General features: G+C 70.5%; 18 protein-coding genes. 16 read left to right on the top strand and 2 right to left on the bottom strand.

Going from position 1 to position 18,281, the window contains the following annotated elements; all coding sequences use genetic code 11:
- Positions 1-179: 179 nt before the first annotated feature.
- Complete coding sequence (locus tag AB0B85_RS29525; protein ID WP_357412331.1) at positions 180-1,727, bottom strand: GGDEF domain-containing protein; 1,548 nt, start codon at positions 1,725-1,727, stop codon at positions 180-182.
- 73 nt (positions 1,728-1,800) lie between these two features.
- Between AB0B85_RS29525 and prmC the strand changes: the two genes are divergently transcribed.
- The 4 genes from prmC to AB0B85_RS29505 all read left to right on the top strand — a co-directional run bounded on the left by prmC (position 1,801) and on the right by AB0B85_RS29505 (position 6,228).
- Positions 1,801-2,748 carry a peptide chain release factor N(5)-glutamine methyltransferase gene (gene prmC, locus AB0B85_RS29520; RefSeq protein WP_357412329.1) on the top strand — a complete coding sequence of 316 codons (948 nt, stop codon included), beginning with the start codon at positions 1,801-1,803 and terminating at the stop codon, positions 2,746-2,748.
- Complete coding sequence (locus tag AB0B85_RS29515; RefSeq protein ID WP_357412341.1) at positions 2,748-3,395, top strand: L-threonylcarbamoyladenylate synthase; 648 nt, start codon at positions 2,748-2,750, stop codon at positions 3,393-3,395. The genes prmC and AB0B85_RS29515 overlap by 1 nt, the downstream gene beginning before the upstream one ends.
- Positions 3,396-4,007, top strand: a complete 612-nt coding sequence (locus AB0B85_RS29510) for a phosphotyrosine protein phosphatase (RefSeq protein WP_357412327.1) — start codon at positions 3,396-3,398, stop codon at positions 4,005-4,007.
- A 106-nt stretch (positions 4,008-4,113) separates the two neighbouring features.
- Complete coding sequence (locus AB0B85_RS29505) at positions 4,114-6,228, top strand: transglycosylase domain-containing protein (RefSeq protein WP_357412325.1); 2,115 nt, start codon at positions 4,114-4,116, stop codon at positions 6,226-6,228.
- Between the two features lie 12 nt (positions 6,229-6,240).
- Here AB0B85_RS29505 and AB0B85_RS29500 read toward each other — a convergent pair whose 3' ends face one another.
- Positions 6,241-7,704 (bottom strand): SDR family oxidoreductase, encoded by a 1,464-nt coding sequence (locus AB0B85_RS29500; RefSeq protein ID WP_357412323.1) that lies wholly within the window; start codon positions 7,702-7,704, stop codon positions 6,241-6,243.
- A gap of 35 nt (positions 7,705-7,739) precedes the next feature.
- Here AB0B85_RS29500 and glyA point away from each other — a divergent pair, with 35 nt between their 5' ends.
- From glyA to AB0B85_RS29440, 12 genes are all read left to right on the top strand, one after another.
- Entirely contained in the window at positions 7,740-9,029 is a 1,290-nt protein-coding gene (gene glyA, locus AB0B85_RS29495; protein ID WP_357412321.1) for a serine hydroxymethyltransferase, read from the top strand.
- Entirely contained in the window at positions 9,022-9,447 is a 426-nt protein-coding gene (locus AB0B85_RS29490) for a hypothetical protein (protein WP_357412319.1), read from the top strand. The genes glyA and AB0B85_RS29490 overlap by 8 nt, the downstream gene beginning before the upstream one ends.
- Positions 9,448-9,628: 181 nt before the next feature.
- Positions 9,629-9,865, top strand: coding sequence for a hypothetical protein (locus tag AB0B85_RS29485; protein WP_357412317.1), 237 nt, complete (start codon positions 9,629-9,631; stop codon positions 9,863-9,865).
- Between the two features lie 11 nt (positions 9,866-9,876).
- Positions 9,877-10,674, top strand: a complete 798-nt coding sequence (atpB, locus tag AB0B85_RS29480; RefSeq protein ID WP_357412315.1) for a F0F1 ATP synthase subunit A — start codon at positions 9,877-9,879, stop codon at positions 10,672-10,674.
- A gap of 64 nt (positions 10,675-10,738) precedes the next feature.
- Entirely contained in the window at positions 10,739-10,981 is a 243-nt protein-coding gene (locus tag AB0B85_RS29475) for a hypothetical protein (RefSeq protein WP_088949916.1), read from the top strand.
- 27 nt (positions 10,982-11,008) lie between these two features.
- Positions 11,009-11,548, top strand: coding sequence for a F0F1 ATP synthase subunit B (locus AB0B85_RS29470; RefSeq protein ID WP_357412313.1), 540 nt, complete (start codon positions 11,009-11,011; stop codon positions 11,546-11,548).
- Positions 11,548-12,369 (top strand): F0F1 ATP synthase subunit delta, encoded by an 822-nt coding sequence (locus tag AB0B85_RS29465; protein WP_357412310.1) that lies wholly within the window; start codon positions 11,548-11,550, stop codon positions 12,367-12,369. The genes AB0B85_RS29470 and AB0B85_RS29465 overlap by 1 nt, the downstream gene beginning before the upstream one ends.
- 140 nt (positions 12,370-12,509) lie before the next feature.
- Positions 12,510-14,162, top strand: a complete 1,653-nt coding sequence (gene atpA / locus AB0B85_RS29460; RefSeq protein ID WP_357412308.1) for a F0F1 ATP synthase subunit alpha — start codon at positions 12,510-12,512, stop codon at positions 14,160-14,162.
- 4 nt (positions 14,163-14,166) lie between these two features.
- Positions 14,167-15,096: a F0F1 ATP synthase subunit gamma gene (locus AB0B85_RS29455; protein ID WP_234588723.1), complete on the top strand. Its 930-nt coding sequence runs from the start codon at positions 14,167-14,169 to the stop codon at positions 15,094-15,096.
- Positions 15,096-16,532 carry a F0F1 ATP synthase subunit beta gene (gene atpD / locus AB0B85_RS29450; protein ID WP_357412307.1) on the top strand — a complete coding sequence of 479 codons (1,437 nt, stop codon included), beginning with the start codon at positions 15,096-15,098 and terminating at the stop codon, positions 16,530-16,532. The genes AB0B85_RS29455 and atpD overlap by 1 nt, the downstream gene beginning before the upstream one ends.
- Positions 16,533-16,756: 224 nt before the next feature.
- Positions 16,757-17,902 carry an LCP family protein gene (locus AB0B85_RS29445; RefSeq protein WP_357412339.1) on the top strand — a complete coding sequence of 382 codons (1,146 nt, stop codon included), beginning with the start codon at positions 16,757-16,759 and terminating at the stop codon, positions 17,900-17,902.
- An 88-nt stretch (positions 17,903-17,990) separates the two neighbouring features.
- On the top strand, positions 17,991-18,272 hold the full coding sequence (locus AB0B85_RS29440) for a F0F1 ATP synthase subunit epsilon (RefSeq protein WP_357412305.1): 282 nt from the start codon (positions 17,991-17,993) through the stop codon (positions 18,270-18,272).
- Positions 18,273-18,281: the final 9 nt, after the last annotated feature.

The following is an 18,281-nucleotide window of genomic DNA, read 5'->3' as shown; positions in this document are numbered from 1 at the left end:
CGACGCTCATCACCGCGGCGCCGGCCACCAGGTAGGCCTTCCACCGCCCGTACTTCGTGATGAGCTGCCCGGCCACAGCGGTGAGGCTTTTGTCAGGCACCAGAAGTCCTTGATCGACCACGACTGTCGGGGGCCCGGCTGCCTCGACCACGACTGTCGGGGGCCCGGCTGCCCGGCGGTCAGCTTGCGCGGGGGCGGGTCTTGGCGCGCAGCATCTCCCGGTCGGCCTGCTCGAAGGCGACGCTGAGCGCCTCCCGTAGCCCACCGCCGCCGGAGACCTCGGCGAAGCCGATGCTCACCCCGACCGGGGTCCCCGGCACCAGCGACTCCCAGTCCTCGAGTCGGACGGCGGCCTCGATCCGGCGGGCCACCTCGGCGGCCTCCGCCATGTTGGTGTCCGGCAGCACCACCACGAACTCGTCACCGCCGTAGCGGGCCACGAAGTCACCCCGGCGCATTACCCGGTTGATCACCCCGCTGATGCGTTGGAGGACCAGGTCGCCGGAGTGGTGCCCGTGGCGGGTGTTCACCGCCTTGAAGCCGTCCAGGTCGCAGACACCGATCACCACCCGGTCGCCCCGGGTGACCACGGCGGTGATGTAGCGCTCCAGCCGGCGCCGGTTGGGCAGCCCGGTGAGCGGGTCGGTCAACGCCTCGCCCTCGTACCGGGCCGCTTCGCGGCGCATCTCCTCGTGGTCGATCCGGGCGGCGATGCCGTCGATGTAGACGTCGCGCAGCCGGTCGTTGCGTTGCGCGGCGAGCCGGAACGCCAGTCGGTCGGCCCGGTGCGCTGCCGCGTGGTCGCCGGCCCGGGCCAGCGCGATGCTTCGCAGCCGGGCCGGCTCGGCCGCGCCGAGTGTCTCGTTCGACACGTGGATGGTGTCCAACCGGGTGACCGCCTCGATCGGCCGCCCGTCGGCGACGGCGAGGCACACCTGCCCGAGTTGACGCATGTCGCGGGCCCGGGAGCTGTCCCCACCGTGGCTGATCAGGCGGGCCGGTTCGGCTTTCCCGTCGGTCTCCACCGGGTCGCCGAGCGCGGCCTGGCGGGCCGCCGCGTAGCCGTACGCGGCGAGGCTGCTCGGGCGCAGCCGGCCGGCCCGCCCGGAACGGATGAAGCGGTCCAGGTCGGCGGCCACGTCCCGGAGCACCCGCAGGCAGCCGTCACTGTCGCCGTTGTGGTCGAGTGCCACGGCGTTGCGCAGCCGGATGCCCGGCGCGGCGAACGTCTCCTCGGGGATCCCGGCGGTGAGTCCGAGTTGCCGGGCCCGTTCGATGGCGCCCAGGGCGTACCCGTGGAAGCTGAGGTAGCTGTACGCCATGGCCAGGTCGTGCCAGCCCCAGGCGGTGTCCCGGTCCGGGTCCTCGACGGCGCCCAGCGCCCGCGCGGCGCGGACCAGGTGGGTGACGCAGCGGTCCAGGGCGCCCTGGTGGTGTGCGGCGAGCGCGGCGAGCGCGTTGAGGTGCCCGTGCAGGTAGGGCTCGGCGAGGTCGCGGACGGCTGCCGACGCCTCCTCGATGGCCCTGGTGAACTCCGCCGTCCGACCGAGATTGATCAGTGCGGACAGGCGCTGCACCATCGCGTCCGCCCGCGCTGCCGGGTCGGTGGTGGTGCGGATCACACGTTCCAACAGGACGTAGGACTCCGCGGAGCGACTGGCCTCCTGCAGCGCGCGGGCGCGCGTGAGGGCATCAACCTGGTCGTCGACCCGGTCGAGCCAGCCCACCCGCCAACCTCCTGTCGTGCGCGCCGTCGCGCACCCGTTGGTCGCACCGCCCGCGACGCATCATGATTATCGCGTGACCACTCTGCCGCAACACCCCCCGGGAGGGACAGGCCCCATCCGTCCGTCCGCGGCGGTGGCTCGGGTGGCCCGTGCGCTCGCCGCCGCCGGGATCGGCTCGGCCCGGGCGGAGGCCGAGTTGCTTACCGCGTACGTGCTCGGGGTGCCCCGGGGGCGGCTGGCGCTCGCCGATGATCTGAGCGGCGAGCAGGTGGCGCGGCTCGACGGCCTGACGCGTCGGCGTGCCGCTCGGGAGCCGGTGCAGCACCTGACCGGCCGGGCCGGGTTCCGGCACCTCGAACTGTCGGTCGGCCCGGGCGTCTTCGTGCCCCGGCCGGAGACCGAACTGCTGGCCGGCTGGGGTGTCGAGCAGGCCCGGGGCCGCACCGACCCGGTGGTGGTCGACCTGTGCAGCGGGTCGGGAGCGATAGCGCTGGCGGTGGCTCAGGAGCTGCCCGCGGCACGGGTGATCGCGGTGGAGCGGTCCCCGGAGGCGCTTGCCTGGTTGCGCCGCAACGCGGCGGAGCGGGCCGCCGCCGGGGACCGGCCGATCGAGGTGGTCGAGGCGGACGTGACAGCACCGGACCTGCTGGCGGGCCTGGTGGGCGCGGTGGACGTGCTGCTGTGCAATCCGCCGTACGTGCCGGATGACGTGGTGGTCCCGCCGGAGGTGGCCGGGTACGACCCCGCGGCGGCGGTCTTCGGCGGTGCGGACGGCCTGGCGGTGATCCGTCCCGTCGTGAGTCGGGCGGCGGTGCTGCTGCGCGCGGGCGGCGTGGTGGGGGTCGAGCACGACGACACCCACGGCGCGGCGGTCCCCGCGCTACTGGCCGGGGACGGCGGGTTCACCGCTGTCACGGCGCATCTGGACCTCACCGGACGTCCCCGTTACGCCACCGCATCCCGACGGGCGGACGGCCAGCACGCCCCGATCGGGGTGGCGTGGCAGACTGACTCCTCGTGATGCTCTACGACTGCCGGTCGTCCGCCGATCGGGACCGCGGCATCGCTGCGGCGATCGAGGCGGTCAAGAACGGCGAGCTTGTCGTCCTCCCGACGGACACCGTCTATGGGATCGGCGCTGACGCGTTCACGCCTTACGCGGTCAAGGCGCTGCTGGATGCCAAGGGCCGGGGTCGGCAGATGCCGCCGCCGGTGCTGATCGGCTCGCGGCACACCCTTGACGGGTTGGTCTTCTCGCTGCCCACGGCCGCCCGTGACCTGGTGGAGGCGTTCTGGCCGGGTGCGCTGACGATAGTGGTCGAGCACTCACCGAGCCTGCAGTGGGACCTGGGTGACAAGACGGGCACGGTGGCGGTGCGGATGCCGCTGCACCCGGTGGCGCTTGAGGTGCTGCGGGAGACCGGCCCGATGGCGGTCTCGTCGGCGAACAAGACCGGCCAGCCCGCCGCGGTGACCGCCGAGGAGGCACGGGACCAGCTGAGCTACTCGGTGCGGGCCTACCTGGAGGCCGGCCCGTGCCCGGACCCGGTGCCCAGCACGATCGTGGATCTGACCGGTGAGGTGCCGCAGCTGCTGCGGGCCGGGGCGATCCCCTTGGAGAAGCTGCGCGACGTCGTGCCGGACCTCGTTGACGGTCGGGCGGTCTGAGTGCCCCCGTTCACGGTGCTGCACGTCTGCATGGGCAACATCTGCCGTTCTCCGATGGCGGAGCGGCTGCTCGCTCTCGCGGTGCGGGAGCGGTTGACCCGGCGCGGGCAGGATCCGGCCCAGGCCGACGGGTTGGTGCACAGCCACAGCGCCGGCACCGGTGGTTGGCACGCGGGTGAGGAGATGAATCCGCCGGCGGCCCGGCAGGTCACCGGCCGTGGTGGGGACGTCGAGGGGTTCGCCGCGCGCAAGCTGCGTTCGGACCACATCGACGCCGCCGACCTGGTCCTGACCGCCACCGCCGACCAGCAGGAGTACGTGGTGGCGTTGCGGCCGGACGCGGCGGCCCGCACGTTCGTGCTCGGCGAGTTCGGTCGGCTGCTGGCGGCGGTGGACGCCGCCGCGTTGCCGCCGGGTGACGCGACCCCGGAGGCCGTGTACGCCCGGGGGGTGGCCCTGGTGGCAGCGGCCCACGACGCCCGGTTGGGCGCTTCGGCGCTGCCGACCGACGATCTGGACGACCCCTGGGGTCGTGGTGACCAGTGCTTCAGCCGGGTCGCCGACGAGATCGAGGAGACGGTTCACCCGCTGGCCGGCGCGCTGCTGCCCTGAGCGCGGTGCGAGTTTCCTCCGGGTTTGGGGAAAACCCGGGGCGAAAGCGGCATTCCGGGTCATTCTGAACGGGTCCTAGCGTGACCGGCTCCTGCGGGGAGAGCTGATGATCCGGGCCCATCTCGACAAACTGCTGACCGTGGTGATCGCCGGAGTGCTGGCCGGGCTGGTGCTGGCCGCAGCCGCCCTGCCAGTGGCCCTGGTGTTCGGGATCGGCTTCAGCGCCCTGTCCACGCCGTACTCGGAGCTGCCGAACACGCTCCGCACGCCGCCCACCGCGCAGCGCTCCAACCTCTACGCCAACGACGGCACCACCCTGATCACCTCCTTCTACCAGGAGGACCGGGTGGACGTGCCGCTGGACGAGGTGGCCCCGGTGATGCGCCAGGCCATCGTGGCCGCCGAGGACGTCCGGTTCTACCAGCACAGCGGGGTGGACCTGCGGGGCGTGGTACGCGCGTTCACCGTCAACAGCCGCGACGGGAAGACCCGGCAGGGGGCCTCCACGCTGACCATGCAGTACGTCCGCAACGTGCTCAGCAGCGACCCCCGGCTGACCGAGGCGCAGCGGGTGGCCGCCACCGAGGTCACCACCGCCCGCAAGCTCCAGGAGATGCGGTACGCGCTCGCGTTGGAGCGCGAACTCGACAAGGAGCAGATCCTCACCCGCTACCTCAACATCGCCTACTTCGGCGCCGGGGCGTACGGGATCGCGGCGGCCAGCAAGCGCTACTTCTCCCGGTCCCCGGCCGAGCTGACGCTGGCCCAGGCGGCGCTGCTGGCCGGCCTGGTCCGTTCGCCGGACAGCGACGACCCGATCAACGGCGACGCCGACAGCGCGCTGGCACGACGGTCGTACGTGTTGACCCGGCTGGTGGAGTCCGGGCAGGTGCCGGCGGACGCGGCGGCTGCGGCACGGGCCGAACCGTTGCAACTGCGGCCCAGCGAGACCCCGAACGACTGCACCGGCGTACCCGACGAGCACAACGACTGGGGCTTCTTCTGCGACTGGTTCACCAGGTGGTGGAGCAGCCAGTCCGCGTTCGGGGCGACCGCCGACGAGCGGCAGCGCGCACTGCGGCGCGGCGGGTTCTCGATCGTGTCGTCGCTGGACCCGGGGGTGCAGCGGGCCACCACCGAGCAGGTGCTGAAGATCTATCAACCGTCGGCCGCCGAGGCGGTGCCGACAGCTGTGGTGCAGCCGGGCACCGGGCGGGTGCTGGCCATGTCGGTGAACCGGGTCTACAGCGTGCGGGACAACCCGACGGGGCAGAAGAACCGCCCGAACACGGTGAACCAGTTGATCGGCGGTGGCGGCGCGATCGACGGATACCAGGGCGGTTCGACGTTCAAGCTCTTCACGATGCTTGCCGCGCTTGAGGCGGGCCTGCCGCTGTCGACCGACTTCGTGGCCCCCACCCAGCTGCTCACCCGATTCCCGGTGACCGGGGAGGCCAGTTGCGACGGCCACTGGTGCCCGGCGAACGCCAGCCCATCCTCGATGGATGGCCCCCGCACCATGTGGACCGCGTTCGGCCGGTCGGTGAACACCTACTTCGCCTGGCTCACCGAGAAGGTAGGTGCCGACCGGGTGGTGGAGATGGCCGAGCGGCTCGGGATCGTGCTGCGCGCCGACGACGACGCGCGACTGGCCCGCTACGGTGCGAAGGACTGGGGTCCGTTCACCCTCGGCGTCGCCGCTACCACCCCGCTGGACCTGGCCACCGCGTACGCCACTGTGGCAGCCGAGGGGACCTGGTGCGCGCCGCTGCCGGTGGTGTCGGTCACCGACGCGGATGGTCGGCCGGTCGACGCCGCCAAGCCGGACTGCCGGCAGGTGCTCGACGTCGACGTGGCTCGGGCGGCCACCGACGCGGCGCGCTGCCCGGTCGGCGACCAGTCGATGTACGGGCGCTGCGACGGCGCCACCGCACCCGGCCTGCGGGCCCGGCTCGGCCGACCGGTGGCGGGCAAGACCGGCAGCTCGGAGCGGTACGAGACGGAGACGGTGGTGGCGTTCACACCGCAGCTCGCGGTCGCCTCGATGGCGGCGAACCCGGACGATCCCCGGGACGCGGTCGGCCAGGCCGTGCAGGCCCAGATGGTGGACGCGGTCGGCGAGGTGCTCGCCACCGCCCTGCGCGGCCAGCCGGTACGCGACTTCGTCCCGCCGAGCGAACGAACGGCCTTCCAGCTCACCGGGGCCCGCACCGGCAACTGAGGCCGGGGTGGGTCAGGGGGCCTGTTCGGCGTTGCGGGCGATGTTGCGGGCCATCCCGCCGAAGACCACGGCGTGGAACGGTGCCACCGAGCCCCAGTAGGCGTGCCCGGCCAGACCACGGGGCAGGAAGACGGCGCGTTGGTGGTAGCGGCTGCGGCCGTCCTCGCCAGGCAGCGCCCGCATCTCCAGCCAGGCCCGGCCGGGCACCCGCATCTCGGCGCGCAGCCGCAGCAGCTCGCCGGGGACGATCTCCTCGACCCGCCAGAAGTCGAGCGCCTCACCGACCTGGAGGCGGTGCGGGTCGCGTCGACCCCGGCGCAGCCCGACCCCGCCGACCAGGCGGTCCAGCCAGCCCCGGATCGACCAGGCGAGCGGGAACGAGTACCAGCCGTGTTCGCCACCGACTCCCTCGATCACCCGCCAGAGCGCCGCCGGCGGGGCGTCCACCACCGTCTCCCGGACGTCGGTGTAGACGCTGCCACCGGACCACTCCGGGTCGCTGGGCAGCGGCTCGGCGGGGGCGTCCGGGCCGCTCGCGTTCGACCAGCGGGTCTCCACCTGGGCGTCGCGGACCTTGGCGAGCGCGAGCGCCACCGCGGTGTCGAAGCCGGTCAGCCCGCCGGGCGGGTCGGGAACGTACCGGGCGATGTCGTGTTCGTGCACCACCGCCTCGTGGATCAGGCTCTCCACCAGGGGGCGGGCTATCGCGTTCGGCACCGGGGTGACCAGGCCGACCCAGTGCGAGGAGAGCGACGGGGTGAGCGGGCGGACCGGCACGATGATCCTCCGGCGCAGCCCGGCCACGCGGGCGTAGCGCTGCATCATCTCGCGGAAGGTCACCACGTCCGGTCCGCCGATGTCGAAGCCCCGGTTGACCTCCGGCGGCAGCGCGACGCAGCCGGCCAGGTAGTGCAGCACGTCGCGGACCGCGATGGGTTGGATCCGGTTGCCGACCCAGCGCGGAGTGACCATGGCGGGTAGTCGCTCGGTCAGGTAGCGCAGCATCTCGAACGACGCCGAGCCGGACCCGATGATCACCGCAGCCCGCAGCACCGCCGTGGGCACCCCGCTGGACAGCAGGATCCGACCCACCTCGGCGCGGGAGCGCAGGTGCGGGGAGGGGACCTCCTCGTCGGCCGCCGGCTCCGGCCCACCCAGGTAGACGATCCGGTGTACGCCGGCCGCGCGGGCCGCCGCCGCGAAGTTCGTCGCCGCCGCCCGGTCGGCCGCCTCGAAGTCGGGCCGGCCGAGTGAGTGCACAAGGAAGTACGCGACGTCCACGTCGGCGAAGGCGACAGGCAACGTGTCGGGTCGGCTCAGGTCCCCCTCGACGATCTCGGCCGTCGCGGCCCAGGGCACATCGCGCAGCCGGACCGCCTTGCGGGCCAGGCAACGCACCATGTGCCCCTCGGCGAGCAGCAGCGGCGTCAGCCGCCCGCCGATGTATCCGGTGGCTCCGGTGACGAGGCATCTCACAGGTCCCAGTCTGCGGCCACCTAGACTCGTTCGCTGTGGAGACCGAGACGAGCACCTTCTGGGGGCCGGATTTCGCGCAGCTCACCGCGACCGACCCGGAGATCGCCGGGGTGGTCCTCGGCGAGCTGGAGCGGTTGCGCGGTGGCCTGCAGCTCATCGCCAGCGAAAATCTGACCTCGCCGGCGGTGCTTGCCGCGCTCGGCTCGACGCTCACCAACAAGTACGCCGAGGGTTACCCGGGCCGGCGCTACTACGGCGGCTGTGGAGAGGTGGACCGGGCCGAGGAGATCGCCATCGCCCGCGCCAAGGAGCTCTTCGGGGCCGAGCACGCCAACGTCCAGCCGCACTCCGGGGCGAGCGCCAACCTGGCCGCGTACGCGGCGCTGGTGCAGCCGGGCGACACGGTGTTGGCGATGGACCTGCCGCACGGTGGGCACCTCACCCACGGCAGTCGGGTGAACTTCTCCGGCAAGTGGTTCCACCCGGTCGGTTACCCGGTCCGCCCGGACACCGAGCTGATCGACTACGACGAGGTACGCGACCTGGCGCGCACGCACCGACCCAAGCTGATCATCTGTGGCGCGACCGCGTACCCCCGGCTCATCGACTTCGCCCGGTTCCGGGAGATCGCCGACGAGGTCGGCGCGTACCTGATGGTGGACGCGGCGCACTTCATCGGCCTGGTGGCCGGCCGGGCGATCCCGTCCCCGGTGCCGTACGCGGACGTCGTCTGCGCCACCACCCACAAGGTGCTGCGCGGCCCGCGCGGCGGCATGATCCTCTGCCGCGAGTCGCTGGCCCAGCGGATCGACAAGGCGGTCTTCCCCTTCACCCAGGGTGGCCCGCTGATGCACGCGGTAGCGGCCAAGGCGGTCGCCCTGCGCGAGGCCGCCCAGCCGGAGTTCCAGACGTACGCCAAGCAGGTGGTCAGCAACGCCCAGGCGCTCGCCGCCGGGCTGGCCGACGAGGGGATGCGCCCGGTGTCCGGTGGCACCGACACCCACCTCGCCCTGATCGACCTGCGGGAGGTGGGGGTGACCGGCGCGGAGGCCGAGGCCCGCTGCGACGCCGCCGCGATCACGCTCAACAAGAACGCCATCCCGTACGACCCGCAGCCGCCGCTGGTGGCCTCCGGCATCCGGGTGGGCACGCCGAGCGTCACCACTCAGGGGATGCGCGAGGGGCAGCTGCGGCAGGTGGCCGCCCTGATCGCCCGCGCGGTGCGCACGGACCCGGGGGCACCGGGTGGCACCGATGCGCTGACCCGGATCGGCGCCGAGGTGGCCGAACTGGCCGCGGCCTTCCCGGCGTACCCCCGTGGCTGAGCCCGGGGTGGTCGAGCCCGCCGCCGACCGGCGGTGGCGGTTGCGGCACCTGCCGGTGCTCCTCGGCGCGTCGCTGGCGCTGGCCGTTGTCGCGGCGGTCGTCGGTGCGGTGACCGGCGGCGCGACGGCGGCGATCGGCGCGGCGGCCGGGGTCGGCGTCACGGTGCTCAGCTACACGCTCACCACTGTGGTGCTGGCCCGGGCCGACCAGGTCAACCCGCAGTTGCTGCTGCCGCTCGGCCTGGGTCTGTACGTGCTGAAGTTCAGCCTGCTGGGTGGGGTGCTGGTGGCGGTGGCGTCCACCGGCTGGGCGGGGTTGGTGCCGCTCTGCCTCGGCATCGTCGCCGGGGTGGCAGTGTGGACGGCAGTGCACATCTGGTGGCTGACCACGGTGCACGCCCGTCGGGTGCACGGCTGACCCGTCGGGCGTCCCACGTTTCGGACGCGCGGGAATGTGTCGGCCTCCGGTCATTTTCCGACGGGCGGAAGGGGAGTAGCGTGCCCACAGACGACGGCGCCCACGAGATGCCCACACAACGATGGTTGTGCGGGGGGTGAGGCACAGCCTCGTCTTCCCGGCTGATATCGTTCGCCCCGTCATGGCTGATGACCAAACCCCCCGTCCTGCCGGTGACCCGGACGATTATCCGTCCGGTGCCGGCCAGGGTTGGACCGCGCTCAGCTACCTCATCGGAGGCATGCTCGTGTGGGGTTTCATCGGTTGGCTTGTTGACCAGTGGCTCGACACCGGCGGCGTCGCCACCGGGATCGGCGTCGTGCTCGGTATGGCCGGGGGCATCATCCTGGTCGTCCGCCGACTCGGCACGCCTACTTAGGAAGGGACGCGGTGTTCGGACAGGCGAACGTTCTGGCAGCGGGCCAGGCGGCATTCCCACCCAGCGTGGAGGACTTCTACCTGCCCAGCATCCTGCCCTGGGGTGCGCACGACTCGTACTGGTTCACCAAGATCACGGCGATGGTCTGGGTCGCGGTCGGCGTCCTGATCATCTTCTTCCTGGCGACGTACCGGAAGCCGCAGCTGGTGCCGACCAAGAAGCAGTGGCTCGCCGAGTCGATCTACGGCTTCGTGCGCAACAACATCGCTGTCGACATGATCGGGCACCAGGGTGTGCGGTTCGCGCCGTACTTCACCACGCTGTTCTGCTTCGTGCTGCTGACGAACTTCTTCGCGATCGTGCCGTTCTTCCAGATCTCGCCGAACTCGCACATCGCCTTCCCGGCGTTCCTCGCGATCATCAGCTACGTGCTGTTCAACTACGTCGGCATCAAGAAGCACGGCTTCGCCAAGTACTTCAAGAACTCCCTGGTTCCGCCGGCGCCCTGGTTCATCCTGCCGCTGCTGATCCCGATCGAGCTCTTCTCGACCTTCATCGTCCGGCCGTTCTCGCTGGCCGTCCGTCTCTTCGCGAACATGTTCGCGGGGCACATGCTCCTGCTGGTCTTCACGCTCGGCGGCTTCGCGATGCTGAGCGCCAACGCCTGGCTGGCGCCGGTCTCGGTGCTCTCCTGGGTGATGACCATCGCGCTCACCTTCCTCGAGTTCCTGGTGATCTGCCTGCAGGCATACGTCTTCACCGTCCTGACCGCGAGCTACGTGCAGGGCGCGCTCGCCGACGAGCACTGATCCACCGCACCAACCGTTGTCGTCCCGCGTGAGAGACACGCGTGATAACCAGGAGGAACCACTAATGGATTACGTCGCCGCCGCAGAAGGTGTCGTTGGCAGCACCGCCGCCATCGGCTACGGCCTCGCGGCCATCGGTCCGGGTATCGGCGTCGGCCTGGTCTTCGCCGCCTACATCCAGTCGACCGCCCGTCAGCCGGAGTCGTCGCGGATGACCCTGCCGTACGTCTGGATCGGCTTCGCCGTCATCGAGGCGCTCGCGCTGCTGGGCATCGCCTTCGGCTTCATCTGGCAGGGCCAGCTCTAATCTCGCCCCTCGACCGGGAGGTCACCCATGTTTCTCCTCGCCGCTGAGGGTGGTGAGTCCACCCACAACCCGATCATCCCGCTCTGGCAGGAGGTCGTGGTTGGGTCGATCGCCTTCATCGTCCTCTGCTTCGTGCTGATGAAGTTCGTCTTCCCGCGCATGGAGCAGACGTTCCAGGCTCGGGTCGACGCGATCGAGGGTGGCATCAAGCGCGCCGAGGCCGCCCAGGCCGAGGCGAACCAGCTGCTCGAGCAGTACCGTGCCCAGCTCGCCGAGGCTCGGACCGACGCCGCCAAGATCCGTGACGACGCTCGGGCCGACGCCGAGGGGATCCGGCAGGACATCCTCGCCAAGGCGCGGGAGGAGTCCGACCGGGTCATCCAGGCGGGCAAGGACGCACTCGCCGCCGAGCGGGCCACCATCGTGCGCGAGCTGCGTGCGGAGGTCGGCACCATCGCGGTGGACCTGGCCAGCAAGATCGTTGGTGAGTCGCTTGCCGACGAGGCGCGACGCAAGGGCACCGTCGACCGGTTCCTGAGCGGCCTCGAGAGCACGGGGGCCCGCTGATGCAGGCCGCCAGCCGGGAGTCGTACCAGGCCGCGGCGGAGCAGCTGGAGACGTACGTCCGCGGAGCGGAGCCGTTGGCGGTGGCCAACGCCGCCGCCGGGATCCTCTCCGTGGCCACCCTGCTGCGGCGTGAGCCGCGGCTGCGTCGGGCGCTGTCCGAGCCGGCACGGTCCGGCGCGGACCGTGCCGGCCTGCTCGGCGACATGCTGCGCGGCAAGATCGACGCGGAAGCGTTGGACCTGCTCGCCACGCTGGTCTCCGGCCGATGGTCGGCACCGTCGGAGCTGCTCGACGGCGCCGAGCGGCTCGGCGTGGAGGCGCTGCTCGCCAGCGCCGACTCGGCTGGCGACCTCGGCGAGGTCGAGGACGAGTTGTTCCGCTTCGGTCAGGTCGTCATGGGTCAGTCGGCGCTGAGCAACGCGCTGGCCGACTCGGCGGCTCCGATCGAGCACCGGGCCGCCCTGGTCCGTGAACTGCTCGCCGACAAGGCCCACCCGATCACCGTCCGCCTCGTCGAGGCGGCGCTCGGCGGGTTCGGGGGCCGCTCCTTCAGCGGATCGCTCACCCGGCTCGTGGAACTCGCCGCCGCACGGCGGGACCGTCAGGTGGCGTACGTCACCGTGGCCGCCCCGTTGAGTGACGAGGAGGAGCGCCGGCTGGGTGCGAGCCTCGCCGGGATATACGGTCGAGAGGTCTCCGTCAAGCAGACGGTCGACCCCCACGTCCTGGGTGGCGTGAGCGTGCGGGTCGGCTCCGACCTGTACGACGGCACCATCCTTCGTCGCCTCAACGAGACCCGCAACGCGCTCGCGAAGCGCTGAACGGCTCGCCGCCCAGCGGCTGAGCGGCTCCGCCGCCCAGCGTCGGGGCGGCTGCGCCGCTCAGCGCCCGGATTGACAGACGCCATTCGGACCGGTCGGTACTAGGTATCCCGGGCCCCTGAATTTTAAGGAAGCAGAGGATGGCCGAGCTGACCATCTCGACGGAGGAGATCCGCGGCGCCCTGGAGCGCTACGTCTCCTCTTACTCGTCCGACGTCTCCCGCGAGGAGGTCGGCACCGTCGCCGACACCGGCGACGGCATCGCCCACGTCGAGGGCCTTCCCTCGACCAAGACCAACGAGCTCCTGGAGTTCGAGGACGGCACGCTCGGCGTGGCGTTGAACCTCGACGTCCGGGAGATCGGCGTCGTCGTCCTGGGTGACTCCGCCAAGCTGGAGGAGGGGCAGCGCGTCAAGCGCACCGACCGGGTGCTCTCGGTTCCGGTCGGCGACGCCTTCCTCGGCCGCGTGGTCAACGCGCTCGGCCAGCCGATCGACGGTCTCGGCGACATCGCCGAGGAGGGCTACCGCGAGCTGGAGCTGCAGGCTCCGAACGTGATGTCCCGGCAGTCGGTGTTCGAGCCGCTGCAGACCGGCATCAAGGCGATCGACGCGATGACGCCGATCGGTAGGGGTCAGCGGCAGCTGATCATCGGCGACCGCAAGACCGGCAAGACCACTGTCGCCCTGGATGCCATCCTCAACCAGCGGGACAACTGGAAGACCGGCGACCCGAAGAAGCAGGTTCGCTGCATCTACGTCGCCATCGGCCAGAAGGCCTCCACCATCGCCTCGATCAAGGGCCAGCTGGAGGAGGCCGGCGCGATGGAGTACACCACCATCGTGGCCTCCCCGGCGTCCGACCCGGCCGGCTTCAAGTACATCGCCCCGTACACCGGCTCGTCCATCGGGCAGCACTGGATGTACGGCGGCAAGCACGTCCTGATCGTCTTCGACGACCTGAGCAAGCAGGCCGAGGCGTACCGGGCCGTGTCGCTGCTGCTGCGTCGCCCGCCGGGCCGCGAGGCGTACCCGGGTGACGTCTTCTACCTGCACTCCCGCCTGCTGGAGCGCTGCGCGAAGCTCTCGGACGAGCTGGGTGGCGGCTCGATGACCGGTCTGCCGATCATCGAGACGAAGGCCAACGACATCTCGGCCTTCATCCCGACCAACGTCATCTCGATCACCGACGGCCAGATCTTCCTGGAGACCGACCTGTTCAATCAGGGCGTCCGTCCGGCGATCAACGTCGGCACCTCGGTCTCCCGGGTCGGTGGCGCCGCGCAGGTGAAGCCGATGCGCAAGGTCGCCGGTTCGCTGCGGCTCAACCTGGCCCAGTACCGCGAGCTGGAGGCGTTCGCCGCCTTCGCCTCCGACCTGGACAAGGCATCCCGGGCCCAGCTGGACCGCGGTGTCCGGCTGGTCGAGCTGCTCAAGCAGCCGAACTACTCGCCGTTCCCGGTGCAGGAAGAGGTCGTCACGGTCTGGGCCGGCACCGAGGGCAAGCTGGACGACATCCCGGTGGGGGAGATCCGGCGCTTCGAGTCGGAGTTCCTCCAGTACCTGCGGCACAAGCACGCGGGTGTGCTGGCGTCGATCGCCGACAACCAGTGGGGCGACGACATCGTCAACTCCCTGGACGCGGCGATCACCGAGTTCAAGCAGGTCTTCCTCGGTAAGGCGGACGAGCGCAAGGTCAACGACGCGCCGGCCGCGCCGCTGGAGGGTGAGCAGAACCGCGAGACGGTGACCCGCTTCCGCGACGGCACGACCGACCGCCCGGCCGAGAGCTGATCCGATGGCGGCCCAGGTACGCGTTCTTCGTCAACGGATCCGCTCGGCGAAGTCGATGAAGAAGATCACCAAGGCGATGGAGCTCGTGGCGACGAGCCGGATCGCCAAGGCCCAGGCCCGGGTGCAGGCGTCCCTGCCGTACGCCCAGGCCATCACCGGTGTGCTCACGGCGCTGGCGTCCAACGCGCGGATCGACCACCCGCTGCTCACCCCGCGTGAGCGGGTGCGGCGGGCGGGCGTCCTGCTGGTCACCAGCGACCGTGGCCTGGCCGGCGGCTACAGCTCCAACGCGATCAAGACGGCGGAGTCGCTCATCGCGCGGCTCCGGGCGGACGGCAAGGAGCCGGTGCTCTACGTCATCGGGCGTAAGGGCGTCGGGTTCTACCGGTTCCGCGACCGGCCGATCGAGGCGAACTGGACGGGGTTCAGCGAGCAGCCCTCGTTCGAGGACGCCCGCATGGTGGGTGAGACGCTGATCAAGGCGTTCACCGCAGGTGCGGACGACGTCGACGGCGGGGCCGGTGCGGACGGGGTGCTCGGCGTCGACGAGCTGCACATCGTCTACACCGAGTTCCACTCGCTGATGACGCAGACCCCGGTTGCCAAGATCCTCGGGCCGATGCAGGTCGAGGACCGGCCGCGCTCCGAGGGGCTGCTGCCGGCGTACGAGTTCGAGCCGGAGGCGGAGGCGCTGCTCGACGCGCTCCTGCCGAGGTACATCAACACGCGGATCTACGCGGCGTTGATCGAGTCGGCGGCGAGCGAGTCGGCGGCACGGCGGCGAGCGATGAAGAGCGCCACCGACAACGCCGAAGACATGATCGACAAGTACACGCGTGAGATGAACTCGGCACGCCAGGCCGGGATCACCCAGGAGATCAGCGAGATCGTCGGCGGCGCGAACGCGCTGGCCGCGTCGGGAAGTGAAGTGTGATGACTGCACCAGTAGAGACCAAGACGGCCACGGGTCGCGTGGTCCGGGTCATCGGCCCGGTCGTCGACGCCGAGTTCCCGCGCGACGCCATGCCGGCCCTTTTCAACGCGCTCAACGTCAACGTGAACCTGTCCGGCGGTGAGAAGACGCTGACCCTGGAGGTCGCCCAGCACCTGGGTGACAACCTGGTCCGCGCGATCTCGATGCAGCCGACGGACGGCCTGGTTCGCGGTGCTGAGGTGCGTGACCGCGGCGAGCCGATCACGGTGCCGGTGGGCGACGCGGTCAAGGGCAAGGTGTTCAACGCGATCGGCGAGGTGCTCAACCTCAAAGAGGGCGAGACGTTCGAGGCCGACGACCGGTGGGGCATCCACCGGAAGGCCCCGGCCTTCGCGGACCTGGAGCCGAAGACCGAGATGCTGGAGACCGGCATCAAGGTCATCGACCTGCTTGCCCCGTACGTCAAGGGCGGCAAGATCGGCCTGTTCGGCGGCGCGGGCGTGGGCAAGACGGTGCTCATCCAGGAGATGATCACCCGTGTTGCCCGCAACTTCGGTGGTACCTCGGTGTTCGCCGGCGTGGGTGAGCGCACCCGTGAGGGCAACGACCTCATCGCCGAGATGACCGAGTCCGGCGTCATCGACAAGACCGCGCTGGTCTACGGCCAGATGGACGAGCCGCCGGGCACCCGGCTGCGGGTGGCGCTCTCCGCGCTGACCATGGCGGAATACTTCCGGGACGTGAAGAAGCAGGAGGTGCTGCTCTTCATCGACAACATCTTCCGCTTCACGCAGGCCGGTTCCGAGGTGTCCACCCTGCTCGGCCGCATGCCGAGCGCCGTGGGTTACCAGCCGACCCTGGCCGACGAGATGGGCGAGCTCCAGGAGCGGATCACCTCCGTCCGGGGCCAGGCCATCACCTCCATGCAGGCGATCTACGTGCCGGCGGACGACTACACCGACCCCGCCCCGGCCACCACGTTCGCCCACCTGGACGCGACCACCAACCTGGAGCGGTCGATCTCCGACAAGGGCATCTACCCGGCCGTGGACCCGCTGGCGTCCTCGTCCCGGATCCTCGCCCCGGAGTTCGTCGGTCCGGAGCACTTCCAGGTCGCCACCGAGGTTAAGCGGATCCTGCAGCGCTACAAGGACCTGCAGGACATCATCGCCATCCTCGGTATCGAGGAGCTCTCCGAGGAAGACAAGATCACCGTGGCCCGGGCCCGGCGGATCGAGCGCTTCCTGTCGCAGAACACCTACGCGGCGGAGCAGTTCACCGGCGTGCCGGGCTCGACGGTCCCGATCAAGGAGACCATCGAGGCGTTCCGGAAGATCAGCGAGGGTGAGTACGATCACTTCCCCGAGCAGGCGTTCTTCATGTGCGGCGGTCTCGAGGACCTGGAGAAGAAGGCTGAGGAGCTGATGAAGGGCTGAGAAGCCCCCATTCGCCCCGTACCAAAAAGACTGCCCCGGCAATGCCGGGGCAGTCTTTTGTTCACTTTCACGTCCTACCATCGTCGCGGTCCGTTACTCGGGGTCGTCCAGAGCGAAGAACCCGAGATACGTTCTATCCGCACGCTCACCCGAACGAGCGTTGATCTCTGCAACCTTTCGACGACGTGCGCCCGTCTTCCTCTCTGTGGGCGTAACGAACGGAGCTGCTCGTGGGTAAGGCCGGCAAGCGTGGCCGCAAGTCCTCCGTCTGGCGCGGCGTCCCGCGCTGGGCCAGGCTCTGCACGGTGTTCGGCACCGTGCTTGTCGTGCTCAGCGGCGCGGTGCTGGTCGGCACGGAGGCCCTGATGGCCCGCTACGAGGGTGCGGTCGGCAAGGCGGACCTCTTCGGTGACCAGGCGGCGGGCGCCCAGCCGAAGAAGAGCGACATCAAGGGTCCCCTCAACATCCTGCTCGTCGGCATCGACCCCCGTACGCCGACGGCCGCCCCGCTGGCCGACTCGATCATGGTGCTGCACGTGCCGGCGTCGATGGACCGGGCCTACCTCTTCTCCCTGCCGCGCGACCTCTACGTGCCGATCCCGCCGTTCAAGAAGGCGAACTTCCCGGGCGAGACCACGAAGATCAACGCAGCGATGTCGTACGGCAGCAAGGTGCCCGGGGCCAACCCCGACGCGGCGCGGGGCTTCGAGTTGCTCGCCACCACCGTGCAGAACGTGACGGGCATCAAGCGGTTCGACGCCGGTGCCATCATCAACTTCACCGGCTTCCAGAAGATCGTCGACGCGATGGGTGGCGTCGACATGTACATCGAGCGCGAGGTCAAGTCCGAGCACAAGCAGCCGGACGGCAAGCCGCGGCCGGGCAAGACGTACGGCGAGGGTTACGTCGGCCCGCAGGCGGTGTACAAGAAGGGCAACCAGCACCTCAGTGGGTGGCAGGCGCTCGACTACGTCCGGCAGCGCTACCCGAAGAACGGTGTGCCGGACTCCGACTACGGCCGGCAGCGCCACCAGCAGCAGTTCGTCAAGGCCATGGTCGGCCAGGCGTTCAGCGCCGACGTGGTGGCCAACCCGCTCAAGCTGGACAAGGTGCTCCGCGCCGCCGGCCAGTCGCTGATCTTCAACGGTCGGGGCAGCAGCGTCGTCGACTTCGGGCTCGCCCTCAAGGACATCCGCCCCAACACCATCCAGATGATCAAGCTCCAGGGTGGTGAGCTGAAAAACAGCCGGGGCGCCTACCTCGGTGAGCAGTTCCAACCGGACGTCCCGGACTTCTTCACCGCCCTGCACAACGAGCAGCTCGACCCCTTCCTGCTGGAGCATCCGAACTTCGTGAACAAGACCAAGTAGTCGTGGCGCGGGTTCGCCCACCCGCGTTGGGAGCCCGGGCGCGTCAGGCTAGACTTTCGGCAATCCGTAGCCGCAGCAAGGAGACAGCGTGGCAAAGCAGCTTCACGTCGAGCTCGTCGCCGTCGAGGAGAAGGTCTGGTCCGGTGACGCCGAGATGGTCGTCGCCCGGACGACCGAAGGCGAGCTGGGCGTTCTCCCGGGGCACGCCCCGCTGCTCGGCCAGCTCGCGGAGCCCGGTCAGGTCCGGATCAAGCTCGCCGGCGGTGAGCAGGTCTCCTACGAGGTGGCCGGCGGCTTCCTCTCGGTGAGCGCCGACGGCGTCACCGTGTTGGCCGAGAGCGCAACCCCGGTCTCCGCGCAGAGCCGCTGAGCCACACCG

Origin of the sequence: Micromonospora sp. NPDC049044, assembly GCF_040649215.1 — a bacterium.
GTDB lineage: Bacteria > Actinomycetota > Actinomycetes > Mycobacteriales > Micromonosporaceae > Micromonospora.
Note: the sequence above shows the minus strand (reverse complement) of the source record. Positions and strands in the feature narration are given on the sequence as shown.